The sequence below is a fragment of the Streptomyces sp. NBC_00887 genome (assembly GCF_045207585.1).
The window spans coordinates 6,835,395-6,860,245 of the sequence record NZ_CP108788.1 but is presented as its reverse complement, the minus strand read 5'-3'; the positions used below and the strand labels follow the sequence as shown (position 1 = coordinate 6,860,245).

Here is a 24,851-nt window from a genome sequence, read left to right as displayed (position 1 = left end):
CCGCGTTTCGGTGCGGTGCCGCGAGGTGACCGGTGCGCAACCTTGCTCTCACTCGGCCGTCGGGGGTGCGGTGAGCCGGGCCCACCGCACCCCTGTCACCGGCTTCAGGCCCGGCGCTTGTCCGCCCCGTTGGGCCACAGGCGGGGCCGGCGCTTCGCGGCGACGTCCTCGACCCAGCCGAACGCCAGGATCGCCAGCCCTATCAGCGGCCAGATCACGATGAGGACCAGCACCTGGTACGACTGCTCTATGTACGTGCCGAAGGTGTCGCCGAACCACGGGACGGACCAGAGTTCGTCGACGAGTTGCACGGCGGCCATCAGCAGCAGGTTGTGCCACAGGTAGATCGTCACGGCCCTGTTGTTGGCCAGCGTGACCAGGCTGTCCCACCCGGCGAGCTTTCCGGGGAGCTTCTGCCAGGACGGCGCGTACACGAGCAGGATCGCGCAGAAGCCGAGGGACCAGGTGGCCTGGGCCAGCGGGATCTCGTCCAGGTTCCAGCCCTCCTCGGTGAGGTGGCCGGACGCCCACCACAGGCCGAAGCCCATGACGATCGCGGCGGACGACACCGCCAGGTAGCGCGGGATCTCCTTCAGCAGCCCGTCGTTGTGGGCGAAGCCCAGGATCCAGCAGGAGCCGAACACGGCGAAGTCGGTGAGACCCTCGCCGAACGTGCCGGGGACCGTCACCAGGCCGGTGCCGATCACGGCCGTGAGGCCGATCGGGGCGAGCATCGTCACCCACGGCAGCCTGCGGAACGCCTTGAGCAGCAGGGGCGAGGCGAGCACGAACCAGAGGTAGGCGCGGAGGTACCAGAGCGGGCCCGCCGCCTGGTCGGCCCAGGTCAGCTCCAGCCAGCCACCGGTCGAGCCGCTCTCCTCCGGGTACGGCGGGGTGCCCACCGGGAAGATGTAGTAGGCGATCTTGATGAACCACCACAGCCCCTCCTCGCGGACGGGCTTCCAGCTCAGCGCGAACATCACCGGCACGACGACGAGCGAGAACGCCCACATCGGCGGCAGCAGCCTGCGCAGCCGGCTGCGGATCACGCTTCCCGCGGGGCGGGCCAGAGAGCGGGCCATCAGCGAGCCGGCCAGGGCGAACATCACGCCCATGGACGGGAAGAGGACCGTCAGCCAGGCCCAGCCGAAGAGGTGGAAGAAGACGACGCGGACGAGGGCCACGGCCCTCAGGACGTCGAGGTAGCGGTCCCGTCCCGGCTTGGCGGCCGGGGCGGCGCCCGTGCCGGCCACCGGACCGGGCACGGGGTGCGGAGCGGTGGGCGGGGCGGCATGGCGGGCCGTCCGCGTCGGGTCCGGGAACGCTCCGGCGTGCGCCGGGCGGGCTCCGGGGACGGTCTGTGCGGGGACGGCGGGCTCCGCGGCGAAGGGCCTGCCGGCCGGCGGGTACTGGACGTACTCACCGTGCCGGCCGGTCTCGCCGTGCCGGCCGATCTCGCCGTACTCGCCGTCCGCGCCGTACTGCCCGGTCGCGTCGTTCCGGCCGTTCTCGCCGTCCGGCGGGTACGGGCCGTCCTGCCGGGGTTGGTTCGGGTAGGTCATGCGACCGGCCTCCGGTCCCTGCCCGCGTCGTTGCGGCGGCTCTGCGTCGCACCGGGCGCTTCCACCGCTCCCGTACGGCGCAGCTTCTGCCAGCGCAGCCGGCCGCCGGTGAGAGCGGTGATCCAGGACTGGAGCAGCACCACGTACATGAGCTGTCGGTAGAGGATCTGTTGGAGCGGCAGGGAGATCAGGTGGACCATGCGCTCCCGGTCGAGCCGGAACGCGTACGCGGCGCAGACCGCCTGCACCAGCAGGACACCGAACCAGGCGGCGACCGTCTTCCCCGTCGGACCGAAGACCAGTCCGTACAGCAGGAAGACGTCGATGAGGGGCGCCAGCAGCGGGGCGACGACCATGAACAGGGAGACGAACGGCAGTCCGACCCGTCCGAAGCGGCCCGAAGGGCCCCGTTCGATGACGGCGCGGCGGTGCTTCCAGATGGCCTGCATCGTGCCGTACGACCACCGGTAGCGCTGCGACCACAGCTGCTGCACCGACTCCGGGGCCTCGGTCCAGGCCCGCGCGTTCTCCGCGTAGACGACGTCCCAGCCGTCGCGGTGCAGGGCCATGGTGACGTCGGTGTCCTCGGCGAGGGTGTCCTCGCTCATGCCGCCGATCCGGTCCAGCGCGTCCCGGCGGAACGCGCCGACCGCACCGGGGATGGTGGGCATGCAGCGCAGCATGTCGTACATGCGGCGGTCGAGGTTGAAGCCCATCACGTACTCGATGTGCTGCCAGGCGCCGATCAGCGAGTCACGGTTGCCGACCTTGGCGTTGCCCGCGACCGCGCCGACCCCGGGGTCGGCGAAGGGCTGTACGAGCTCGCGCACGGTGGAGGGTTCGAACACCGTGTCGCCGTCCATCATCACGACGATGTCGTAGCGGGCGTTCGCGATGCCGTTGTTCAGTGCCGCCGGCTTTCCCGCGTTGCGCTGGCGGACGACGCGGACGTTCGGGATCCACATCTCGTCGACGAGGTCGGCCGTACCGTCCGTCGAGCCGTCGTCGATGACGATGACCTCGATCGGGTAGTCGCTCGCCACCAGCGAGCGCACGGTCGCGGCGATGCACTCGCGCTCGTTGTACGCGGGGACGAGGACCGTCACCGGGCGGGTGAAGGGTTCGCCCCAGCTGAAGTCCTTGCGGCGCACCCGCCTGGCGTGCAGGAAGGAGAGCAGCAGCATGAGACCGAAGCGGGCGAGGACCAGCGCGCCGATCACCGCGAGGCCGACCACCAGCACGCTGGTGACCTGCTCGGAGATGTCCACGGCGGTGACGAACGCCTTGCCCTTCCAGAGCGCGAACCCGGTGACCGGGGTGTGCGCGCTGGGTGCGCCGAGAGCGGCGGTGAGGTTGGTGAAGGCGTAGCCCCGCTCCTGCATCTGCGGCAGGAACTTCCCGATGGCGGCCACGGTCTGGGCACGGTTGCCGCCGGAGTCGTGCATCAGAATGATGGCGCCCTTGCCGTGCTTGGGCGTGGCTCGCTCGATGATCGCGTCCACGCCGGGGCGCTTCCAGTCCTCACTGTCGGTGTCGTTCACGACGGTGAGGTAGCCGCGGCTGCCGATGTACTGCGTGACCGGCCAGGACTTGTTGTCCATGGCGTCGGAGAACGAGGAGTACGGCGGCCGGAACAGCGACGTGCGGATCCCGGCGGCGCCCGCCAGCACCAGCTGGTTCTGGGAGAGCTCCCGGTCTATGCGGCTGGTGGACTGGAAGGACAGGTCGGGGTGGTTGAACGTGTGCAGCCCGATCTCGTGCCCCTCGTCGACCATGCGTTCCACGAGGTCGGGGTAGCGCGAGGCCATGGTGCCGGTGACGAAGAACACGCCGTGGGCGTGGTGCTTCTTGAGCTCGTCCAGGACGCGCGGGGTCCAGACCGGGTCGGGGCCGTCGTCGAAGGTCAGGACGATCTTGTGGTCGGGTATGCGCAGGGTCTTCGCGGCCCCGCCCCTGGCCCGGGCGTCGATGACCGGACCGCCTTCGAGAACACTGTCCGGCACCTGGGTGGTGGGGGCCGGGTCCTGGATGCGGTGGTCGGCGAGGATCTCGCTGTGCACGTATCCGCGCAGCATCAGCATGGCGAGCAGGGCGACAAGGAGGAGCGAGGGAAGCAGGTAGCGCATGGGAAGCCTGCGCCGGACGGTCCGCTTCTTCTTCCGGTTGTGCCTGCCCCGCGGGGCGGGGGTTGTCATTTTTTTACTGTGCGCCTTCTTGTTGGACCACCGGTGGGGCCGAGGACTCTTCGGGCGGGGGCGGGCTCGACTCGGCCGGCCCGGGGTCGGTCGACGGCGGGGGGCTGGCGGGCTGTGTCTCGGAGGCCGACGCCCCGGGAGCGGGCTGCGTGGCGACGTCGTTGCCCTTGGACGGGGCGTTGCTCGCGGAGGCCGAGGCACCCGCGCCGGACGATGCCGGTCCGGCGGACGCGCCGCCCGACGCGGTCGCACCCGTACTGGGGCCAGGACCGGAAGCGGTGGAGCTGGGCGTGGGCCCGGGTGTGCCGGCCACCGATCCCGTGCCGTCGCTCGGGGCGGGCCGGACCTCCGCCTCGCCCGACTTCTTCTCCTCCTGTCCGGAGAGAGGGAGCCAGGGAGCGCTGGAGTTGCCGCCGAGCACGGCGACGACCAGCGTCACCGCGTAGACGGCGCAGATCGCGGCGAGTACCCAGCCCAGGCGCCGGTACGTCTTGCTGCGGCGGCCGCTCTCGTCGACGAAGACCGGACCGTCGATGTTGTCCGGCGGAGTCGGTTCAACAGGCAGTTCGGCTAGCTGCCGACCGAGCCCGTCCAGCTGGACGGTGACGTCGTTCGCCTCGTGCGTGTGCCCGGTACGGGTACCTTCGCGCCAATTTTCCACAGGTGTTCGCACTTCCCCCACTCAATGAGTCGGGTGCGTGCGAATGACTGGATTTCTGCCGTCGGACCGGGCCCCCACCCTGTCCGTACGCCCCCACGCGGTGCACCCGGAAACATTGAATGTAGCGCACGCCGGTGACCGTCAGGCTCCCGTGTGAGGTGTTGTTCATGAACGGTGACGCATGAGTGACACATCGGCTTCGGGCAGCCACGAATCGGGTGGCCTGACCATCCATCCCTCTGTCGCAGCCAGTTCGGCCGCGGCAGCCCGTAGCGCGTCCAGACCGGGGTGCCTGGCCCCGGTGCGCCATACCAGCAGCAGCGGAGACAGTGGAACGGGACGGACCAACGGGCGGACCACCGCCCCCGGCAGCGGCGGGAAGTCGACGACGGTCAGGACGGGATGCCTGGACTTGGCCATCACCCGTTGAAATTCAGCCACTCCGACGGCCAGCGGAGCCGGTGGGGCCAGCACGATGCCCCACTCGCCGAAGAGCCGGGCGGCGAGCTCGGTCCACTCCCGGGTGCGCGTATTGCCCGCCCCCGCGTAGACGGTCTCCCCGGACAGTTCGTCCAATGCGACGACGCGGTGCCCGGCGAGGTGATGATCGTGCGGCAGCAGGACGGCCATCGGCTCGTACCGCACCGGCTGTACCGAGAGCCGGGAGAGGACGGTGGGCTCGAGCCCTGCCGCCCGGCCGAAGGAGGCATCGAGCCGCCCCGCGAGCACTTCGCCCGCCGCCCAGGTCAGACCGCTCTCGAAGCGGGCCATCAGTTCGCACTCCGGCGCGAGCTCCCGCGCCCTGGTCAGGACCCGCGCCGCGGTCATCCCGTCGATGTTGAGGTCGACGAGCAGCGGGCGGGCTGCCGGGTCGTCGAAGGCGGCGGCAAGCTCGGCGTGGGCGTCGAGCACCCGACGGGCGTACGGGAGGAGGCGTTCCCCGTCCGGGGTGAGCGACACCTGGCGGGTGGTCCGCTCGAAGAGCTCCGTGCCGAGCTCGCGCTCCAGTCGGCGGATGTCCCGGCTCAGCGCCTGCTGCGCGACGTAGAGCCGGGCGGCGGCACGGGTGAAGTGCAGCTCCTCGGCCACAGCGACGAAGGCGCGTAGAAGCCGGGGATCGGTATCGGAGGGCGAGGAGGCGGACACACGTCGGAATTTACAACAACGATGCGTGAATCTGCGCGGAGAAGGTGTTGGACGGCACGGGCCACGCGCGGTGAGGGTTGGCCCGTGCTCCAGAAAACCGCTGCCTCCCCCGCAGGCAACCCGTACCTCCGTCTGCTCGTCGGCCCCGGCGCCCGCGCGTTCACCGCGGGCAACCTCCTCGCCCGGCTGCCCATGGGGATGTTCAGCGTCAGCGCCGTCATCATGATCGCCGGTGCACACGATTCGTACGCCCTCGCAGGCGCCGTCACCGCCACCGGACTCGCCGCGACGGCCCTGGTGGCCCCCTGGACGGCGCGGCTCGTCGACCGGTACGGCCAGGCCAGGATCGCGGTGCCGGCCACCGCGATCGCGACGCTCGGCTCACTCGCCCTGCTGCTCTGCGTGCACTACGACGCCCCTGTCTGGACACTCTTCGCCGCGTACGTCGCCACGGCCACCACCCCGAACACCGGAGGCATGTCCCGGGCACGCTGGGCGCATCTGCACCGGGGCGACCCGGCGGCGCTGCACACCGCGAACTCCTTCGAACAGGCCGCCGACGAGCTGTGCTTCATGCTCGGCCCGGTCCTGGCCGCCACCCTGTGCGGGGCGCTGTTCCCCGAAGCGGGCACCCTCGTCGGCGCGATCCTCCTGATGACCGGCGTCCTGATCTTCGCCGCGCAACGGGCGACCGAACCCCCGGTGGCACCCCGTACCGACGCGACCTCTCCCCTGCGGACGCCCGGCATGCCCGCCCTGCTCACCACGTTCCTCGCGACGGGTGCGGTGTTCGGCGCCCTGGAGATCGTCTCGATCGCCCACGCCGGGGGGGCGATCCTCGCTCTCCAGGCGGGAGGCTCCTGCGTGGCAGGGCTGCTGTACGGGTCGCTGCGCCCAGCCGCGGACATCCGGCGCCGGCTGCTGCTCTGCCTCACGGGGATGACCGTGCTCATGTCGCTCCCCCTGATCGCCGCGGCCACGACCGGCTCCCTGTTCGTCCTCGCGGGCTCCCTGCTGGTGGCAGGTGCGGCCACGGCGCCCACCATGGTCAGCGTGATGACGCTGGTGCAGCGGCTCACCCCGCAGGCGCAGCTCAACGAGGGCATGACGCTCTCGGTCACCGCGCTGCTCGGCGGAGTCGCCGTGGGTTCGGCGGTAGGCGGCCGGCTGGTCGAGCACTCCGGAACGGCCACCGGCTATGCCGTACCGATGTGTGCGGCGGCCCTGGCGCTGGTGGTGGCCGCGGCCGGGATACGCAGGGCCTGAGGCCGCACAGAGAAAAAACGAGGACCCCGCTGCCTGGGGCAACGGGGTCCTCGTTCACATGGGAATTGTGGAGATGGCGGGAATCGAACCCGCGTCCAACGGTGCGGAACCAGGGCTTCTCCGAGTGCAGTTCGCTACGCTTTTCTCGGCCCCGGAGATCTCGCGAACAAGTCTCCGACGGGCCCAGTCACTGTTTGATTTCCCACCGAGCCCCGTGACCGGACTCAGTGGTTTAGTCCCCTAGATTATGCCAGGATCCGGGTCGGGAACACCCCCGGGCTGACACCCATTAAGGGTCCCTCACTCACTGCTTATTAGGCAGCGAGGGCGAAGGACTGGGAATCGCTCTTGGAATTGGCGATTATTGGTTGCGACATATGGTTAACGAGATCATTGCCGCTTCCTCGACTCGCTTCCCCTGCTTCGACATCCGCTGTCGAAACCGATCATCCCCATGTTGTTTTTTCAAATGCGCACACCTTCTGCGAGGTGCACGGCCCATCGTACGTGACCGACGCAGGCCGGGGCCACCCTATTACGACGGCTCCGGGCCGGGAGCCCGTACTACGCGCTCCGCTGGCGCCGGCGGACTGCGGAGATCGCGCGGTTCGTCTCCCGCGTGTCCTGCTTCTCCCTCAGCGTCTGGCGCTTGTCGTACTCCTTCTTGCCCTTCGCGAGCGCGATCTCGACCTTGACCCGGCCGTCCTTGAAGTACAGCGCGAGGGGCACGATGGTGTGGCCCGTCTCCTGCGTCTTCGACGCGAGCTTGTCGATCTCGGCCCGGTGCAGCAGCAGCTTGCGCTTCCGCTTGGCCGCATGGTTGGTCCAGGTCCCCTGCACGTACTCCGGGACATGGACGTTGTGCAGCCACGCCTCATTGCCGTCGATCTGGACGAAGCCGTCCACCAGCGAGGCCCGGCCCATCCGCAGCGACTTGACCTCGGTGCCCATGAGTACGAGGCCGCACTCGTAGGTGTCGATGATGAGGTAGTCGTGCCGTGCCTTCTTGTTCTGCGCGATCATCTTGCGCCCGGTGTCTTTTTCCTTGGCCATAGTGCGGTCATTTTCGCACTACGACCCACCCCCGAGGCCAATCAATACTGCCTCGGCCCGCTGCTGGGCCCTGGAACCCGCCCCGACGTCCGGTGTGATGCCGTGTCCTTCGACGCTGCGACCCGCCGGAGTGCGGTACTGCCCGACGGTCAGCTCGGCGACCGAGCCGCCCGGCAGCTTGCTGGGCATCTGCACGGAGCCCTTGCCGAAGGTGCGCGATCCGACGGTCACGGCCCTGCCCCGATCCTGCAGGGCACCGGTCAGCAACTCGGCCGCGCTCATCGTGCCGCCGTCCACGAGGACGACCACGGGCCGGTCGGTGTCGCCGCCGGGGTCGGCGTAGAGGGCGCGCTGCTCGCCGTGCACGTCGTAGGTGGCGACGAGCCCGCCGTCCAGGAAGGCCGAGGAAGCCGTGACGGCCTCGGTGACCAGCCCGCCCGAGTTGGCCCGGAGGTCCAGGAGGATCCCCGCTTCCCCCGGAGCCGTGCGCACGGCGTCGCGGACAGCGGTACCCGCGCCCTTGGTGAAGGCGGCGACCTTGATCAGCACGGCGGAGGAAGCCTCCCCGCCCAGCCGCCGCACGGTGACGGCCTGCGTGGCGAGCCGGGCCCGGTACAGGGTCTCGGTCCAGGAGTGCGCACCTCGCCGGAGCCCGAGGACCACGGAGGTGCCCTCGACCGCTCCCGAACGGTCGCCGCGCAGCAGGGCGACGACATCGGCGACGGGGCGCTTCTCGACCCGGCGGCCGTCGACCGTACGCAGCAGGTCGCCCTTGCGGACACCGGCCCGGTCCGCGGGTCCGCCGGGCTGGACGCCCGTCACGACGACATCCCCGCGGGCCGAGCGCTGCGCGGAGATGCCCACTCCGGTGTACGAGCCGTCCAGTGCCTGCTCGAAGTCCTTGTACTCGCGCTCGTCGTACACCGCTCCCCAGCGGTCCCCGCTGCGGCTGACGACCTCCGCCGCCGCGTCCGTCCCGGACTTCCCGTCGGCCTCGGCCTCGGCCGCCGCTTCCGCGATCTCCTCACGGTCGACGGAACCGACGGTGGAGGAGACGGAACGGGTCTTTATCTCCGCCGCGGTGTCCTCCTGCCGCGGCAGGGACCCTGTGGCCGCGGCGGTGGCGAGCACGCTCGCGAAGACCAATGTCAGGGCCGCCCCGCGGTAGAGACCGCGGGGGTTCAATCGGTGCGTGAGGCCCGGCATGGCGCCGAGTCTAGGACAACGCCCCGGCGGCACACGGCTCGTTGGCCGCATGCCGCACGGGGCGCTCGTCACACCTTGAGGTACTTGCGCAATGCGAAGAGAGCCGCAACTGCGGGCATCAGCAGGCCGATCGCGAGGACCAGCGGGAGCTTGCTGAGCACCGCTTCCCAGCCGATGAAGTCGATCAGGTTCAGCTTCTCCTGGAGCGCGAGACCGCCGTCGATCAGGAAGTACCGGCCGGCGAGCAGCATCACGCAGGCGAGCAGACCGCCGATGAGACCGGCGAACGCCGCCTCCATGATGAACGGCATCTGGATGTAGAAGCCGGAGGCGCCGACGAGGCGCATGATGCCCGTCTCCCGTCTCCGGCTGAACGCCGAGACACGCACGGTGTTCACGATGAGCATCAGCGCAATGACCAGCATCAGCGCCATCACGAACAGCGCCGCCATGTTCATGCCGTTCATCATCTCGAAGAGGTTGTCCAGGATGCCGCGCTGGTCCTGGACGGACTGCACCCCGTCACGGCCCGCGAAGGCCGTCGCGACCACCTTGTACTTCTGCGGGTCCTTCAGCTTGACCCGGAACGACTCCTGCATCTGGTCCGGCGTGATGTTGCCGGCCATCGGCGAATCGCCGAACTGTTCCTGGTAGTGCTTGTACGCCTCGTCGACCGTCTCGAAGAGGACCGGCTTCTCGACGGCCTCCATCTTCTCGAGGTCGGCCTTGATCTCCTTCTTCTGCTGCGCGGTGACAGCACCCTTGGCGCACTTGGGCACGTCCTTCGCGTCACTCTTGTTGCAGAGGAAGATCGAGACGTTGACCTTGTCGTACCAGTAGGTCTTCATCGAGCTGACCTGCTCGCGCATCAGCAGCGCACCGCCGAACAGGGCGAGCGAGAGGGCGACGGAGACCACGACCGCGAAGGTCATCGTGAGGTTGCGACGAAGACCGACGCCGATCTCCGACAGGACGAACTGGGCGCGCATGGCGTCCTTTCAGTACTCGATGCTCGTGCAGGTGCTCAGTGCTGGTAGCCGTAGACGCCGCGCGCCTGGTCACGTACGAGACGGCCCTGCTCGAGCTCGATGACGCGCTTGCGCATCTGGTCGACGATGTTCTGGTCGTGGGTCGCCATGATCACGGTGGTGCCGGTCCGGTTGATCCGGTCCAGCAGCTTCATGATGCCCACGGAGGTCTGCGGGTCGAGGTTTCCGGTCGGCTCGTCCGCGATCAGCAGCATGGGGCGGTTGACGAACGCACGGGCGATCGCGACGCGTTGCTGCTCACCACCGGAGAGCTCACCGGGCATCCGGTCCTCCTTGCCCCCGAGACCGACGAGGTCGAGCACCTGCGGCACGGCCTTGCGGATCTCGCCGCGCGGCTTGCCGATGACCTCCTGCGCGAAGGCCACGTTCTCGGCGACGGTCTTGTTGGGGAGGAGCCGGAAGTCCTGGAAGACCGTGCCCAGCTGGCGGCGCATCTGCGGCACCTTCCAGTTGGACAGCCGCGCGAGGTCCTTGCCGAGCACATGGACCATGCCCTGGCTGGCGCGCTCCTCACGGAGGATGAGCCGCATGAAGGTGGACTTGCCGGAGCCGGAGGAGCCCACCAGGAAGACGAACTCACCCTTCTCGATATCGAGAGAGACATCCCGGAGAGCTGGACGGCTCTGCTTCGGGTAGGTCTTGGAGACGTTGTCGAATCGGATCACGGATGCACCACGGTCGGCCGGGAGTAGGTGTGCGTGACCATACGCGAACCGGGCTGACGCGTGCAGTCGGCGTCCAGCAATGGGCGATATGTAACAGAACGCGACCGGGTGCGAATCGGGGCGTGCCGGGCCTTGTCCGGCGGGCCGCGCCGAAACCGCCGCGAGCTGGCACAGTGGTAGGGGGAACGGTTGCGTTTCCCGGAGCGTTGTGCGGAGAGAAAGCGTATGCGGCTCCGCCGCGCGGGAGGAGGAAAGCGCATGACCTATGACCGACTGGTGTGCGCGAACTGCGCGGCTCCCGTCAGCGAGGGCCGCTGCCGAGTCTGCCGGGCGAGCCGGGAGCGCATGCAGGAGGAGGGCCCGTTCGCGGGGCTGAATCCGGCGATGCTGATCGCCCTGATGGTGATCCTGGTGGCCGCCCTGGCACTGCTGGCGCACCAGGCCGTGTAAAGAGCTGGCCATGCGCAAGCAAGCAACAGCTGATCACTGAGCGTAGGAGGATCGACGCGGAGTGGTCTCTTGAGGCCTGACCGTGCGCTCCGTTCCGTTCCGCCCGCCCAGTGCTGCCGGGCAGGCGGGCCGCGGCGGGAACTCTCTGCGCAGCCCCTCCCGGTCGCCACGCACGCCCTCGGGCCGATGGCCCCCTCGACGCTCCGCAGTCGCGCCACGGAGCCGGAGCTGCGTTGACGGGCCCCACGTGCGTGTCCGCAGCGCCTACAGGCCTCCAGGGGCGCGTACGGCGACTCCTGCCGCGCCCGAGGATGCCCCCCCAGCAGCCGGCACCACGACCTGCCGACCCCGCCGCCCACGCGCAGAGGGACCCGGTCCGCGGGAAACGGACCGGGTCCCTCTGTACGTACGTGTACCGCCAGCGGTTGCTAGGCGACCGTACGGCCGTTCACCAGGCGCGGAAGGATGCGGAAGCCGATACCACCGGCGATCATCGTCGCGGCGCCGAGCAGCAGGAACGTGGTCTCGGCCGCACCGGTCTCGGCGAGCTCGTCCTTGCCCTTGCCCTGCTCGACCGGCTGGTTGCCGACACTGTCGGTGTCCGTGCCGGCTCCGTCGGTGTCACCGCTCGCGGAACCGGTGGTCCCGCCGTCGGCGCCACCATCGGCACCGCCGTCAGCACCACCATCGGCACCGCCGTCAACGCCACCGTCAGCACCGCCGTCAGCACCACCATCGGCACCGCCGTCGACGCCACCGTCAGCACCACCATCGGCACCGCCGTCAGCACCGCCATCGGCACCGCCGTCGACGCCACCGTCAGCACCGCCGTCGACGCCACCATCGGCACCGCCGTCAGCACCACCATCGGCACCGCCGTCGACGCCACCATCGGCACCGCCGTCAGCACCACCATCGGCACCGCCGTCGACGCCACCATCGGCACCGCCGTCAGCACCACCATCGGCACCACCGTCAGCACCGCCGTCAACGCCACCGTCAGCACCGCCGTCAGTACCGCCATCGGCACCGCCGTCAGCACCGCCGTCGACTCCACCGATGGGGTCGTCGAGGGTCACCTGAGTGGAGATTCCGGTCTCGTCGGCGTCCACACCGATACCGAGGCCGAGGCCCGAGGCCTGAGCCGCACCCGCAGCGGTGAGCGAGGCTCCCGCGGCAATAACCGCGCCGGCGGCTATCCGCGCGACGAGGAGTCGCGTCTTCTTGGTCATCTGTTGCTACCCCCAGTAGCTGATCTTGTCGATGGAGCAGCCGTATGCGGTCCGCGGCCCTGCGGGGTCACACTCTGCAGGGCCACGCCGTACCGTGGTCATCCCGCCCGCCCCCGATCACACCTGTCCCAGACATACGCATGCTGCTCCAGCAGCCTGGCCAGAGTTAAGGACTACGTCAAGGCCGTTCCGGGGGGATACGCGCCGCTATGAGGGTTCTTGACGGCTATTCGGGACCGCGACTGTGACGCATTCACCACACGGTCCCCTCAACTCGCCTTCACGCGGCGGGAGAACAAGAACGGGCCCGGGGCAGGTTTCCCTGCCCCGGGCCCGACAGCCGTACCGGTACGGCTACTTCTCGCTCTGCTTGCGCCAACGGATACCGGCCTCGACGAAGCCGTCGATCTCGCCGTTGAACACCGCTTCCGGGTTGCCCATCTCGAAGTCCGTACGCAGGTCCTTGACCATCTGGTACGGGTGCAGGACGTACGAACGCATCTGGTTGCCCCAGGAGTTGCCGCCGTCGCCCTTGAGCGCGTTCATCTTCGCCTGCTCCTCCTGGCGGCGGCGCTCGAGGAGCTTCGCCTGGAGGACGTTCATGGCGGACGCCTTGTTCTGGATCTGCGAACGCTCGTTCTGGCAGGAGACGACGATGCCGGTGGGCAGGTGGGTCAGGCGCACCGCGGAGTCCGTGGTGTTGACGCCCTGGCCGCCGGGGCCCGAGGAGCGGTACACGTCGACGCGGAGCTCGGACTCGTCGATCTCGACGTGGTCCGTCTGCTCGACCACGGGCAGCACCTCGACGCCCGCGAAGGACGTCTGACGGCGACCCTGGTTGTCGAACGGGGAGATCCGGACGAGGCGGTGGGTGCCCTGCTCGACGGAGAGCGTGCCGTAGGCGTACGGCACCTCCACCGCGAAGGTGGTCGACTTGATGCCGGCCTCTTCGGCGTAGGCCGTCTCGTAGACCTCGGTCTTGTAGTTGTGACGCTCCGCCCAGCGGAGGTACATGCGCTGGAGCTTCTCGGCGAAGTCGGCGGCGTCGACGCCACCGGCCTCGGCGCGGATGGTGACGAGGGCCTCGCGCGCGTCGTACTCGCCGGAGAGGAGCGTGCGGACCTCCATCTCGTCCAGCGCCTTGCGGACCGACTCCAGCTCGGACTCGGCCTCGGCCAACGCGTCGGCGTCGCCCTCGTCCTCGGCGAGCTCGAAGAGGATGGAGAGGTCGTCGATGCGGCCGCGCAGGGCCTCGGCCTTGCGGACCTCGGCCTGGAGGTGCGAAAGCTTGCTGGTGATCTTCTGCGCCGCCTCCGGGTCGTCCCAGAGGGACGGCGCCGCCGCCTGCTCCTCGAGCGCGGCGATATCGGCCCTCAGCGCATCCAGGTCCAGGACGGCCTCGATCGACCCCATGGTCGAGGAGAGGGACTTCAGCTCTTCGGAAATATCGACGACTGCCACGGGTCCAGCCTAACGGCTGGACGAGTGAACCTGTTCCTCCCCCGGGACCGGGCCGTCCCGGGGGTGGTTCTCAGGGCGCCGCCGGCGCCGAATTCTCGGTGTCCTGGGGGGTCGCGCCCGCGTCGTCACCGCTCGTGGCGAGCCAGCCGCCCACCCCTATGGCCACGCACAGGGCGACCACGGCGGCACCGAGGGTGATGCGGCGCTTGCGGACGGCTGCGGACTTGTTGCGTGCCGATCCGGGCCTCGGACGCCCCGGGGAGCGCGGGGCGCGTGCCGTGCCCAGGGGGCCGCCGGCCAGCTCGTCGGGGGCGGGGACGCGCATGCTCGTATGGGTGTCCCGGTTGGAGTCCGGGGAGGAGCCCGGAACCAGCGGGACCGCGCCGCGGCGGCGCGGCTCGTCCTGGGCGGGTGTGTACTGCTGCTCGTCGTACATCTGAGGCTCGGCCTCGGCGTCGGGCTCGTCCACGTCCAGCGGAGGTATCCCGGACAGCAGCGGGAGCAGCTCGCGCAGACGGACCGCGAGCTCGGAGGCGCGCAGCCGGGACGCGGGTGCCTTGGCCAGGCACTGGACCAGCAGTTGCCAGAGCTCCTCGGGGATGCCCGGGAGGGGGACGACCGTCTCGGTGACGTGGCGGCGCAGCACCGCGCCCGGGTGGCCGCCACCGAAGGGCGTGAAGCCCGCCAGGAGCTCGTACAGCACCGTCGCGAGGGCGTAGATGTCCACGGCGGCGCGCGGCGGGAGGCCCTCGACGATCTCGGGCGCCAGATAGTCCGGCGTACCGATGATCTTGGTGGCCTTGGTGCGGCGCGGGGTGTCGATCAGCTTGGCGACACCGAAGTCGGTGAGCAGTGCCGGGTGCGAGCCCCCGGGGCCCAGAGGGCCCTCCATGTCGAGCAGGATGTTCTCCGGCTTGACGTCGCGGTGGACCACTCCGGCGCGGTGCGCGGCCGCGAGCCCGTCGGCCACGTCCGCGATGATCGCCGCAGCGGCCTCGGGCGCGAGGCGGCGCTCCCGGTCGAGACGGGTGCGCAGATCGGTGCCCCGTACGAGGTCCATGACCAGCGCCAGGTCGTTGCCGTCCACGACGAGGTCGCGCACGGCGACCACGTGCGGATGATCGAGCCCGAGCAGGGCTGTGCGCTCCTGCACGAACCGGCCCACGAGTTCCTGGTCGGACGCGAGGTCCTCACGCAGCAGCTTGATGGCGACGGGACCCTCGGGCCCCTCGCCGAGCCACACCGTGCCGGCGCTGCCGCGCCCCAGAATCTGGTGGGCGGTGTACCGGCTGCCGATATTCCGTGCCAAGACTGCTCCCTCAGCGGCTGGCGTTGACCCCCCGGTCGACAAAGTTACGCGGCTACCGGGGTGTTGCGTGCCCTGGATGGCGCCAACCTTCACTTCTGCGGGCGAAATGGCCCGCAGAAGTCGACAAAGGCACAGAGTGGGTGACGTTACTGGCCGCTGGGCGGCACATCTCCGCTGCTGCCGCCCAGATCCTCGAACCAGCCGGAGACCTTGGAGATCCCGTCCCCGATCGCCTCCCAGTACCCCTTGCCCTGGGCCACCCAGTCCTGCAGGGGCGTCAGTTCCCAGATCAGCCAGCCGGCGACGACCAGCAGCACCAGGGTGAACAGGCACCCCTTGAGGCAGCCGAGTCCGGGGATCCGCATCGGGTTGGAGCTGCGCTGCCTGGGCTGGCGCGGGGCCGGCGGCTGGGGCGCCGGCTGCTGCGGGGGCGCGTACTGCTGGCGCTGGGGCTGGTGTTGCGGCTGGTGCTGCTGCGGCTGGTAGCGCTGAGGCTGCTGCTGGGGGTACTGCTGGGCGCGCCGGGGCTGCGGGCGCTGATCCTGCTGGGGCTGCCGGCGCTGCTGAGGCTGCGGGGCCTGCTGCTGGCGCTGCGGGCGGCGGCGCAGCGGGTCCTGGCTCGGGTCGAGGTACTGGACCTGCGTCTGCTCGTTACGGTCGCGGGCGGCCCTGAGCTGGGACTGCCAGGGATGCGGCTCGTCGGGGGACGGAGCGCCGGCGGGACGCGGGGGTACGGGAGGCATGACCGCGGTCGGGTCGGCGTGGCCGCCTCCCGGGGTCTGCTGCATCACGCTGGTCGGGGCAGCCGGGTCGTAGGACCCGGCGTTGTTCGGCAGCACCTGCGTCGCGTCGGCCGCCCCCGGGGTCTCCGGTACTGCTGCGGGCGCCGGATCGGGCGCGAGCAGGGCGCCGACGCCCTCGGCCGCGGCGATCTGCGCCGAGTTCGCGTGCACGCCGACACCTGCGCCGACGGTACGCAGGGCGCGCGCCAGGCTCACGGCGCTGGGCCGCTGGTCGGGGTTCTTGCGCAGGCAGCGCTCTATGACCGTCCACAGCGGCTCGGGAACGCTGCCGGGCCGCCTGGGCTCCTCGCTGAGGTGCCGGTGCAGCACCTCGAGGGCGGTGCCCCCGGCGAACGGCGGGCGTCCGGTGACCAGTTCGTACAGCAGGATGCCCGCGCCGTAGATGTCCACGGCGGAGGTCTGCGGACGGCCCTCGGCCGACTCGGGCGCCACGTAGGCGGGCGTGCCGACGAACTCATGGGTCCGGGTCAGACCCGGGGAGTCCGCGAGGCGCGCGATGCCGAAGTCGGTGAGCATCGGGTGCATCGCACCGTCCCGCTCGTCGAGCAGCACGTTGGCGGGTTTCAGGTCGCGGTGGACGACGCCGTCGGCGTGGCTGGCGGCGAGCGCGTCCGCGATCTGGGCGGTGAGCAGGGCAGCGGCGACCGGGGTGAGCGGGCCGTTCTCCCGCAGGTAACGGTGCAGGTCCGGGCCGTCGATCAGATCCATCACGAGGGCGAGCAGATCGCCCTCGACGACGAGGTCCCGGGTCCGCACGATGTTCGGGTGGGTGAGCCGCAGCAGCACGGAGCGCTCACGAAGGAACCGCATCACGACATCCGCGTCGTTGGCGAGCTCCTCCTTGAGGACCTTGATCGCAACGGTCTCGCCGGGCTGCCCGGCGACAGCCGCCTCGGCACCCGCGGTCTCCCGCTGGCGGGCTCGCCAGACGGTGCCCGTGGCGCCGCGTCCGAGCGGCTCCTCGAGCAGGTACTTGCTGCCTACCGGCCGCACGTCATGCGCTCCCTGCTGATCGTTGTGCTTGCGGTCCCCCGGGTCCGCCCGGATGTTCCGGCCCACTCTAGTGCCGCCGTACCGGGCACCGGCCGGTCGTCCTCAGGTCGTGCCGTTGCTGTGTCCGGGGAAGACGCACAGGCGCGACAGTTGGTTGCCGAACGAGTGTGCAGCACTCCCCGGGCAGGACCAAGCAGGCACTTTTGCACCCACAGCCGACCATTCAAGATCACTAAGCGGTCACCCCCGGGCGTGTTGTCAGTGGCAGGTGCGAGGATGCCTCAAGCGCGGAACTGTGAGGCTGAGATCCTCACGCTCCGTGACGACCTGTACCGGACGACGCGTCCGTGCCGGGTGGGGGGAATCACAGGGCACCACCCCCTGCCGGGCACCCCGCGCAGAAGGGACCGCTGACGGCGATGCAGATCCGGCTGACCGTCCTCGCGCCGCGCAGCGGCCAGACTCCCACGCGCGCCTGCGACGTGCTCGTCACCGCCCCCGCGGGAACGGCTCTCGCCGCTGTCGCCTCCGGCCTGGCCGCTGCCGTGTCGGGGCCCGAGGGCTCACTGGGCGGCGGCGCCGTCGTGCTGTACGCCGGGCGGGAGCGGCTCGACCCGCAGCGCTGCGCCCTGGGTGAGCCGCCCCTGGTCGACGGCGCGGTGCTCTCCCTCCAGGTGCCCGGTGAGGACGAGACGGCGGACGACGCCGTCCCCGCGCAGCTGCACGTGATCGCGGGGCCCGACGCGGGCGGGGTCCATCTGCTGCACGGCGGGCAGATCCGGATCGGCCGCTCCGCCGACGCCGACGTGCCGCTCGACGACCCGGACGTGTCCCGGCTGCACTGCGCGGTGACGGTCTCCGAGGACGGCCGCGTATCGGTCGCCGACCTCCGCTCCACCAACGGCACCGCCCTGGACGGCACGGAGATCGGCGAGCGCCCGGTCCCGCTGCCCCCGGGCGCACTGCTGCGCCTCGGCGAGTCGACGCTCCGGCTCACCGCGGGCACCCCTACGCCGGCGCTGGCGACGGCACCCGACGGCGAGGGCCACCTGAGGGTCGCCCGGGCCGACCCCCGGGGCACGGCGGGAGCCGGTGCGGGCATCCACGGAGACGGGGAGCGGGAGGAGCACGGCGGCCGCGGAGGGCACGGCCAGGCCTACAGCCCCGCCCCCGCGGACCACGCCGGCCACGGCGCGGACGACACGTACGGCGATACCCCCGCGGGAAACGGCGAACACCGCAGCGGACCGGCCGTCGCCCGGCCGCAGCCCGCCCACGGCCGCGGCGTCGCCCTCACCGAGGGCGACGCTCCGCGGCGCGGCGGCATAGGGGCCTGGGCGCGGCGACTGACCGGCGGCAAGGGCGACCCGGGCAACGGGGCGGCCGGTGGGCCGCCTCCGGCCCCCGGCGCCGAGCAGGACCTTCTCGGCCCCTCCGTGGGCTCACGCGTTCCCTCGGCCCCCGTAGGCACCTGGCCCGACCCCGCGACCGTGCTCCTCACGGCGCTCGGCCCCGGCCCGCGCCTGTGGGAGCGCGACGCGGCCCACCCGGAGGCCCTGGTCGTCCGGCTGGGGACGACGGAGCGGGCCGACCTGCCTGCCGTGCCGGTCACCGTGGGGCTGCGGGAGGCCGGTTCGCTCGGGCTCGCGGGCCCCAGGGCACGGCTGTCCGGACTCGTCCGCTCGACGGTGGCGCAGCTCGCCGCACTGCACTCCCCCTTCGACCTGGAGATCGTGCTGATCAGCACGGACCGGACCCGCGGCACCGACGAGCGGCGGCGGGAGTGGTCCTGGCTCGGCTGGCTGCCGCATCTGCGCCCCATGCACGGCCAGGACTGCAGGCTGCTCCTCGCCTACGACAGGGAGCAGGCCGAAGCGCGTACGGCCGAGCTGGTGCGCCGCCTGTACGAGGGGCCCCTCGGCCCCGGCTGGGCGAGCGCGGACCGCGCCGCGGTGGCCGAGGCCGCCCGCCACCACGCGGGGCCGTACACGGTGGTCATCGTGGACGGCGACCCGGGTTCGGCGGCGCTGCGCGAGAGCACGGCCGGACTGGCCGGTGCGGGGGCGGCGGCCGGGATCCATCTGATCTGCCTGGCCGAGACCCCGGCGGCCTCCCCCACCTCTCCGGTGGCCGCGACCTACGACTCCGCGTGCCGGGCCTCGATCGCCTTCCGCGAGTGCGGGGCGGTCGCCATGCTGAGCGGCGACGTGGCGACGGCGTTGCGGCTGCTGCGTACAGCGGGCGGGCGGGCCGCCGGCCACGGCACCGTCGCCTCGGTGGACGCGGTGTCGGCGGCCTGGGCGGAGCGGTTCGGGCGCGCCCTGGCCCCGCTGCGCGACGAGGGTTCGGCCACGCTGCCGGGCAGGCCCGTGGCGGCGGCCGCGCTGCCCCCGTCCGCCCGGCTGCTGGACGAGCTGGGCCTCGCCAGGGCCACCCCGGCCTCGCTGATGGCCCGATGGGCGTCCACGGCGGAGCAGCAGCCGGGTGCCACGGTGCGCACGGCCGCCCCCGCGGGCGCGGACCTGGACACGACGGGTTCCGGCCGCACCCTGAGCACCGGCCCCCGGGTGGGGCAGCAGCGTGCGGCCTCCGACTCCGGGCACACGCCGTTCCGGGGCAGCGGCCCCACCAGCGCCGGGTCGGGGCGTTCCGCGTACTCCCCGGCGGCCGGTGTGCCCGAGCAGCGTCGCGAGGCGCAGGCGCCCGCCGCGGCCGTGTCCTCCGGCTATGCCGGGCGGCCCGTGATCGTGCTCGGCGCCGGACCCCGCGGCCCCCTGTCCATCGACCTGGCCGACGAGGGCCCGCACCTGCTGGTCGAGGGACCGGCCGGCAGCGGCCGTACGGAACTGCTGCGGGCCGTCGCCGCATCGCTGGCGTCCGCCGCGCGGCCCGACCGGCTCGGCATCCTGCTGATCGACGGGGCGGGCGGTGAGCACGGGGAGCGCGGCGAAGGTCTGCGCCCCTGCACGGAGCTGCCGCACGTGTTCACGCACCTGGTCGCCTCCGACCCCGTACGGATGCGGGAGTTCGCCCAGGCGCTCGGCGGCGAGCTGAAGCGCCGGGCCGAGCTGCTCGGCCCGCTGGACTTCACCGCGTGGCACGCGCGGTACGAGGAGTCGCAGGCGCTCGTCGGCCGCCGCCCCGCCGACATCGTCGAACAGCGCGGCGATATCGAATCACCCGCCAGCGGCACCCTGCGGCTGCGGACCACCGCCCGGTCCACGGATCCCGGCCCCTCTCCGCTGCCCCGGCTCGTCGTCCTGGCCGATGACTTCGACGCCCTGGTCGCCCCCGCGCTCGGCAGCCCCGGCCGCCCGGCCGCCGGATCCGTCGTACGGGCGCTGGAGGCCGTCGCCAGGGACGGCGGACGGCTCGGTGTCCATCTGGTGGCCGCCTCCGCCCGCCCCGACCGCACCGAGGACACGGAGCTGGCCCGCGGGGCCAGGCTGCGCATCGTGCTCGACCCGCCCGTCGTGCCGCCGTCACCGGACGAAGCCTCACCGGGCCGAGGCCGGCTGGGGCATCCGGACGGGAGGGTCACCCCGTTCCAGGGCGGCCGGGTCACCGGCCGCATCCCGCGGACGGCGACGCTGCGGCCCACCGTCGTCCCGCTGGAGTGGGAGCGGATGGGCGATCCGCCGACCCGGCGCCCGGTCCGTGAGCTGGGAAACGGGCCGACGGACCTGGCTCTGCTGGCCAGCGCCCTCGAGCGGGCAGCCCGTTCGGTGAACGCCGAGCGGCTGCCCCCGCTGATCCCGTTCCCCGCATCGCCGTCCTGAACCCCGTTCCCGCGTCGCCGTCCTGAACCCAGTTCCCCGCGTCCCAGTCCTGAACCCAGTTCTCCGCGTCGCCGTTCTGAACTCCGAGCCCCCTCAGGTGTGTTGGCCTCACGTCACGAGCCCATCACGATCAACCGGTTGAGGCGGAGGGTGGTATTGCGGCGCCCGTACACCCGGCGTAGGACTGTGCGCACGAACGATGTGAACCGCACGATGTGTGACGTGAGCGACACCCGCAAGTCCCACCGTTGGTGCCGGTCCGCACACATACGCGCAGGAGAAACGGGGACGGAATGCGCACAACCCTTCGAATGCGTAGGGCCGCACTGGTGTTCACCGCGATCGGGGCACTGGCCCTCACCGGATGCGGTGACGACGGCGGCGCCAAGGACAAGGCGGGCGAGGGCTCGGGCAAGGAAAGTCCGTCGAGCGTCGAACTGCCGAAACTGGACGGCGAGAAGGTCTCGGTCGCCGCGGTCTGGACGGGGCCGGAGCAGGCCAACTTCACCAAGGTGCTGGACGAGTTCGAGAAGCGCACGGGCGCGACGGTGACCTTCGTGCCCGCGCAGGACCCGATCGTCAACTTCCTCGGTACGAAGATCGCGGGCGGCCAGCCCCCGGACGTGGCGATGATCCCGCAGGTCGGCGCCATACAGCAGGCGGTCGCGAAGAAGTGGGCGAAGCCGGTGGGGGCCGAGGCGAAGGCCCAGCTGAGCAAGAACTACGCGAAGGTCTGGCAGGACCTCGGCACGGTGGACGGCACCCAGTACGGCGTCTACTTCAAGGCCGCCAACAAGTCCCTCATCTGGTACAACGCCGCGGCGTTCGAGAACGCGGGCGCGAGTGAGCCGAAGACCTGGAAGGACTTCCTGGCCACCGCCGAGACGGTCTCCGCCTCCGGTGTCACTCCCGTCTCCGTCGGCGGCGCGGACGGCTGGACGCTCACCGACTGGTTCGAGAACATCTACCTCTCGCAGGCCGGCCCGGAGAAGTACGACCAGTTGGCCAAGCACGAGATCAAGTGGACGGACCCGTCCGTCAAGGACGCGCTGACCACGCTCGCCGAGCTCTTCGGCAAGCCGAGCCTGATCGCGGGCGGCGCCGACGGCGCGCTGCAGACCGAGTTCCCGGCGTCCGTCACCCAGACCTTCACCGGCGGGGACCAGCCCAAGGGCGCGATGGTGTTCGAGGGCGACTTCGTCTCCATCAACATCGCGCAGACCAAGGCGAAGATCGGTACGGACGCCAAGGTGTTCCCGTTCCCGGCGGTCGGCGCGGACTCCCCCGTGGTGACGGGCGGCGACGCCGCCGTGGCGCTCAAGGACAGCAAGGGCGCCCAGGCGCTGCTGACCTGGCTGGCCTCGACGGACGCGGCGAAGATCTGGGCCGAGGCGGGCGGGTTCATCTCGCCCAACAAGGGCCTGGACGTGGCCGCGTACCCGAACGACGTGCAGCGCAAGATGGCCGAGGCGCTGATCGCGGCCGGCGACGACGTCCGGTTCGACATGTCCGACCAGGCGCCCCAGTCGTTCGGCGGGACCCCCGGGAAGGGTGAGTGGAAGACGCTCCAGGACTTCCTGAAGAACCCGAAGGACATCGCGGGGACTCAGGCGAAACTGGAGTCCGACGCGGCCGAGGCGTACAAGAGCTGACGGGATGACCACAGCGACCGCGGGGGGCGCCGGAGCGGTGCCCCCCGCCGACAAGCGTCCTGACGGCGAGCCCAAGCCCGTACGCACGCGCAGGAGCGTGACCGGCACACGCAGGGTGTTCGCGGCGGCGTTCCTGCTGCCTGCCCTGGTGCTGCTCGGCGCACTCGTCGTCTATCCGATCGTGTACTCCGTCTACCGGTCCTTCCTCGACCAGTCGGGCACGGGCTTCGCGGGCATCGACAACTACACGTCGCTGTTCACCGACGACACCATCCGTACCGCGGTCAAGAACAACCTGATCTGGATCGTCCTCGCGCCGACGGTCTCCACCGTGCTCGGGCTGATCTTCGCGGTGCTGACCGAGCGCATCCGGTGGGGCACGGCGTTCAAGCTGATCGTCTTCATGCCGATGGCGATCTCGATGCTGGCCGCGGGCATCATCTTCCGCCTGGTGTACGACCAGGCGCCGGAGCGCGGGGTCGCCAACGCCGTGGCGGTGGGTGTGCACGACACCTTCGCCGAGTCGTCGGGCTTCCCGAAGGCACATCCGCTGCCCGTCCATCCGCTGAAGGCGGGCAGCGGCGGTTCCTTCGTCACGAAGGAACCGGTACGGGCCGGCTCCCCGGTACAGCTGCCGCTGGTCGGCGTGGCGCCCGCGAAGATGCCGGGCGACGCCGAGCCGGCGAAGGCCGCCACCGCGGTGGACGGGAAGATCACCGGTACCGCGTGGCTGGACTTCACCAAGGGGGGCGGCGGCAGACCGAACGTCGTGGACCCGAAGGAACTCGGCCTGAAGGGCATCACGGTCGAGGCGGTCAAGGACGGCAGGGTCGTCGCCTCGGCGACGGCGGGCTCGGACGGGGTGTTCACCCTGCCCGCCTCCGCCGACGGCGCGGAGCTCCGGCTGCCCGCGACGAACTTCCGGGAGCCGTACAACGGGGTCGACTGGCTCGGCCCCTCCCTCGTGACACCGGGGATCATCGGCAGCTACGTCTGGATGTGGGCAGGCTTCGCGATGGTGCTGATCGCGGCGGGCCTGGCGGGCCTGCCGCGCGAACTCCTCGAGGCGGCCCGGGTGGACGGCGCCAACGAGTGGCAGGTGTTCCGCCGGATCACCGTCCCGATGCTCGCGCCCGTCCTCGCGGTGGTGCTGGTCACCCTGATGATCAACGTCCTGAAGATCTTCGACCTGGTCTTCATCATCGCGCCCGGCTCCACCCAGGACGACGCGAACGTCCTGGCGCTCCAGCTGTACCGGTCCTCGTTCGGCACGGACGCGGACCTCGGGGTCGGCAGCGCCATCGCCGTGCTCCTGCTGCTGCTGGTGATTCCGGTGATGCTCTTCAATGTCCGCCGGATACGCAAGGAGGGGCGCCGATGACCACGACCGAGCCGGTAAGGGCCACAGGGGTCCCCGCTGCCACGGCCGAGCCGGTGAAGGCCAAGCCGTCCCTCGCCTCGCGGGCGGCGGCCCGCGCGGGCGGCGGTGTCATGCGGGTCTTCCTCGTCCTGGTGGGCCTGTTCTGGCTGATGCCGACCATCGGACTGCTGCTGTCCTCGCTGCGCGGGGCCGAGGACATCGCGGCCACCGGCTGGTGGAAGATCTTCACCGCCCCGTCGGAGCTCACCTTCGACAACTACCAGCGCCTGCTGGACAACTCGGTCATCACCGATTCGCTCCTCAGTACGGTGCTGATCACCGTCCCCACGACGTTCCTGGTCGTGGTGATCGGCTCGCTCGCCGGATACGCCTTCGCCTGGATGGAGTTCCCCGGACGCGACTGGTGGTTCCTGGTGGTCGTCGGACTGCTGGTGGTCCCCGTACAGGTCGCACTGATCCCGGTCTCCGAGCTCTTCGGCACCATCGGGATCTTCGAGACGACCTTCGGCGTGATCATGTTCCACACGGCGTTCGGCCTGCCGTTCGCCATCTTCCTCCTGCGGAACTTCTTCGCGGAGATCCCTCGCGAACTGCTGGAGGCCGCACGGCTCGACGGTGCGGGCGAGATCCGGCTGTTCACCCGGGTCGTGATGCCCCTGGGCGGCCCGGCTATCGCCTCGCTGGGGATCTTCCAGTTCCTCTGGGTGTGGAACGACATGCTCGTCGCCCTGATCTTCGCGGACTCGGAGTCCCCGCCGATCACCGTGGCCCTGCAGCAGCAGGTCCGCCAGTTCGGCAACAACATCGACGTCCTGGCGCCCGGCGCCTTCGTGTCGATGGTGATCCCGCTGGCGGTGTTCTTCGCCTTCCAGCGGCAGTTCGTCTCCGGCGTGATGGCGGGCGCCGTCAAGTAGCGGCACCCCGGCACCACACCGTCGACGCACATACGTTCGTCAATCTCGCGACGGCCCGGTCACTCCTGACCGGG

The 24,851-nt window shown here is 70.9% G+C and carries 18 protein-coding genes and 1 other RNA gene; 7 read left to right on the top strand and 12 right to left on the bottom strand.

Annotation, left to right across the window (positions count from 1 at the left end):
• Nucleotides 1-104 precede the first annotated feature (104 nt).
• The 4 genes from OG844_RS31270 to OG844_RS31255 form a co-directional block, all read right to left on the bottom strand.
• Nucleotides 105-1,562, bottom strand: a complete 1,458-nt coding sequence (locus OG844_RS31270; RefSeq protein ID WP_406394787.1) for an acyltransferase family protein — start codon at nucleotides 1,560-1,562, stop codon at nucleotides 105-107.
• Nucleotides 1,559-3,757 (bottom strand): glycosyltransferase, encoded by a 2,199-nt coding sequence (locus OG844_RS31265; protein ID WP_406394785.1) that lies wholly within the window; start codon nucleotides 3,755-3,757, stop codon nucleotides 1,559-1,561. The genes OG844_RS31270 and OG844_RS31265 overlap by 4 nt, the downstream gene beginning before the upstream one ends.
• Before the next feature lie 4 nt (nucleotides 3,758-3,761).
• Nucleotides 3,762-4,430: a hypothetical protein gene (locus OG844_RS31260; protein WP_406394784.1), complete on the bottom strand. Its 669-nt coding sequence runs from the start codon at nucleotides 4,428-4,430 to the stop codon at nucleotides 3,762-3,764.
• A 153-nt stretch (nucleotides 4,431-4,583) separates the two neighbouring features.
• Nucleotides 4,584-5,564, bottom strand: a complete 981-nt coding sequence (locus OG844_RS31255) for a LysR family transcriptional regulator (RefSeq protein ID WP_406394782.1) — start codon at nucleotides 5,562-5,564, stop codon at nucleotides 4,584-4,586.
• 84 nt (nucleotides 5,565-5,648) lie between these two features.
• On the opposite strand from OG844_RS31255, the gene OG844_RS31250 reads away from it, so the two are divergent.
• The gene (locus OG844_RS31250) at nucleotides 5,649-6,830 is read left to right on the top strand and encodes an MFS transporter (RefSeq protein WP_406394780.1); all 1,182 of its coding nucleotides are present in this window, start codon (nucleotides 5,649-5,651) and stop codon (nucleotides 6,828-6,830) included.
• 65 nt (nucleotides 6,831-6,895) lie between these two features.
• On the opposite strand, the gene ssrA is transcribed toward OG844_RS31250, so the two are convergent.
• The 5 genes from ssrA to ftsE form a co-directional block, all read right to left on the bottom strand.
• Nucleotides 6,896-7,284, bottom strand: a transfer-messenger RNA (tmRNA) gene (gene ssrA / locus OG844_RS31245).
• Nucleotides 7,285-7,394: 110 nt separating this feature from the next.
• Entirely contained in the window at nucleotides 7,395-7,883 is a 489-nt protein-coding gene (smpB, locus tag OG844_RS31240) for an SsrA-binding protein SmpB (protein WP_351176908.1), read from the bottom strand.
• 18 nt (nucleotides 7,884-7,901) lie between these two features.
• On the bottom strand, nucleotides 7,902-9,089 hold the full coding sequence (locus OG844_RS31235; protein WP_406394779.1) for a S41 family peptidase: 1,188 nt from the start codon (nucleotides 9,087-9,089) through the stop codon (nucleotides 7,902-7,904).
• A gap of 68 nt (nucleotides 9,090-9,157) precedes the next feature.
• Nucleotides 9,158-10,078, bottom strand: coding sequence for a permease-like cell division protein FtsX (gene ftsX / locus OG844_RS31230; RefSeq protein WP_351176902.1), 921 nt, complete (start codon nucleotides 10,076-10,078; stop codon nucleotides 9,158-9,160).
• A 35-nt stretch (nucleotides 10,079-10,113) separates the two neighbouring features.
• A complete protein-coding gene (gene ftsE, locus OG844_RS31225; RefSeq protein ID WP_014046319.1) occupies nucleotides 10,114-10,803 on the bottom strand; it encodes a cell division ATP-binding protein FtsE in 690 nt (229 codons plus the stop codon).
• A 258-nt stretch (nucleotides 10,804-11,061) separates the two neighbouring features.
• On the opposite strand from ftsE, the gene OG844_RS31220 reads away from it, so the two are divergent.
• Together OG844_RS31220 and OG844_RS31215 are read left to right on the top strand one after the other, a co-directional pair.
• The gene (locus OG844_RS31220) at nucleotides 11,062-11,253 is read left to right on the top strand and encodes a hypothetical protein (RefSeq protein WP_406394778.1); all 192 of its coding nucleotides are present in this window, start codon (nucleotides 11,062-11,064) and stop codon (nucleotides 11,251-11,253) included.
• Nucleotides 11,254-11,663: 410 nt separating this feature from the next.
• Nucleotides 11,664-12,698, top strand: coding sequence for a hypothetical protein (locus tag OG844_RS31215; protein WP_406394777.1), 1,035 nt, complete (start codon nucleotides 11,664-11,666; stop codon nucleotides 12,696-12,698).
• 141 nt (nucleotides 12,699-12,839) lie between these two features.
• Here OG844_RS31215 and prfB read toward each other — a convergent pair whose 3' ends face one another.
• The 3 genes from prfB to OG844_RS31200 form a co-directional block, all read right to left on the bottom strand.
• Nucleotides 12,840-13,946, bottom strand: a complete 1,107-nt coding sequence (gene prfB, locus OG844_RS31210) for a peptide chain release factor 2 (protein ID WP_383178756.1) — start codon at nucleotides 13,944-13,946, stop codon at nucleotides 12,840-12,842.
• A 70-nt stretch (nucleotides 13,947-14,016) separates the two neighbouring features.
• The gene (locus OG844_RS31205; RefSeq protein ID WP_406394776.1) at nucleotides 14,017-15,255 is read right to left on the bottom strand and encodes a serine/threonine-protein kinase; all 1,239 of its coding nucleotides are present in this window, start codon (nucleotides 15,253-15,255) and stop codon (nucleotides 14,017-14,019) included.
• A 146-nt stretch (nucleotides 15,256-15,401) separates the two neighbouring features.
• On the bottom strand, nucleotides 15,402-17,051 hold the full coding sequence (locus OG844_RS31200) for a serine/threonine-protein kinase (protein WP_406394775.1): 1,650 nt from the start codon (nucleotides 17,049-17,051) through the stop codon (nucleotides 15,402-15,404).
• 419 nt (nucleotides 17,052-17,470) lie between these two features.
• Between OG844_RS31200 and OG844_RS31195 the strand changes: the two genes are divergently transcribed.
• From OG844_RS31195 to OG844_RS31180, 4 genes are all read left to right on the top strand, one after another.
• Nucleotides 17,471-20,830, top strand: a complete 3,360-nt coding sequence (locus OG844_RS31195) for an FHA domain-containing protein (protein WP_406394774.1) — start codon at nucleotides 17,471-17,473, stop codon at nucleotides 20,828-20,830.
• 293 nt (nucleotides 20,831-21,123) lie between these two features.
• Complete coding sequence (locus OG844_RS31190) at nucleotides 21,124-22,482, top strand: extracellular solute-binding protein (RefSeq protein ID WP_329210443.1); 1,359 nt, start codon at nucleotides 21,124-21,126, stop codon at nucleotides 22,480-22,482.
• A 4-nt stretch (nucleotides 22,483-22,486) separates the two neighbouring features.
• The gene (locus tag OG844_RS31185) at nucleotides 22,487-23,863 is read left to right on the top strand and encodes a carbohydrate ABC transporter permease (RefSeq protein ID WP_406394772.1); all 1,377 of its coding nucleotides are present in this window, start codon (nucleotides 22,487-22,489) and stop codon (nucleotides 23,861-23,863) included.
• Complete coding sequence (locus OG844_RS31180) at nucleotides 23,860-24,777, top strand: carbohydrate ABC transporter permease (RefSeq protein WP_406394771.1); 918 nt, start codon at nucleotides 23,860-23,862, stop codon at nucleotides 24,775-24,777. Before OG844_RS31185 ends, OG844_RS31180 begins: the two co-directional genes overlap by 4 nt.
• The last annotated feature ends 74 nt before the right edge of the window (nucleotides 24,778-24,851 follow it).

What these genes read in the sequence shown, in the direction of transcription:
- ftsX (WP_351176902.1), bottom strand. Translation starts at nt 10,078, where the DNA reads ATGCGCGCCCAGTTCGTCCTGTCGGAGATCGGCGTCGGTCTTCGTCGC.
- OG844_RS31265 (WP_406394785.1), bottom strand. Translation starts at nt 3,757, where the DNA reads ATGACAACCCCCGCCCCGCGGGGCAGGCACAACCGGAAGAAGAAGCGG.
- OG844_RS31190 (WP_329210443.1), top strand. Translation starts at nt 21,124, where the DNA reads ATGCGCACAACCCTTCGAATGCGTAGGGCCGCACTGGTGTTCACCGCG.
- OG844_RS31235 (WP_406394779.1), bottom strand. Translation starts at nt 9,089, where the DNA reads ATGCCGGGCCTCACGCACCGATTGAACCCCCGCGGTCTCTACCGCGGG.
- OG844_RS31270 (WP_406394787.1), bottom strand. Translation starts at nt 1,562, where the DNA reads ATGACCTACCCGAACCAACCCCGGCAGGACGGCCCGTACCCGCCGGAC.
- OG844_RS31195 (WP_406394774.1), top strand. Translation starts at nt 17,471, where the DNA reads ATGCAGATCCGGCTGACCGTCCTCGCGCCGCGCAGCGGCCAGACTCCC.
- OG844_RS31180 (WP_406394771.1), top strand. Translation starts at nt 23,860, where the DNA reads ATGACCACGACCGAGCCGGTAAGGGCCACAGGGGTCCCCGCTGCCACG.
- OG844_RS31220 (WP_406394778.1), top strand. Translation starts at nt 11,062, where the DNA reads ATGACCTATGACCGACTGGTGTGCGCGAACTGCGCGGCTCCCGTCAGC.
- OG844_RS31185 (WP_406394772.1), top strand. Translation starts at nt 22,487, where the DNA reads ATGACCACAGCGACCGCGGGGGGCGCCGGAGCGGTGCCCCCCGCCGAC.
- smpB (WP_351176908.1), bottom strand. Translation starts at nt 7,883, where the DNA reads ATGGCCAAGGAAAAAGACACCGGGCGCAAGATGATCGCGCAGAACAAG.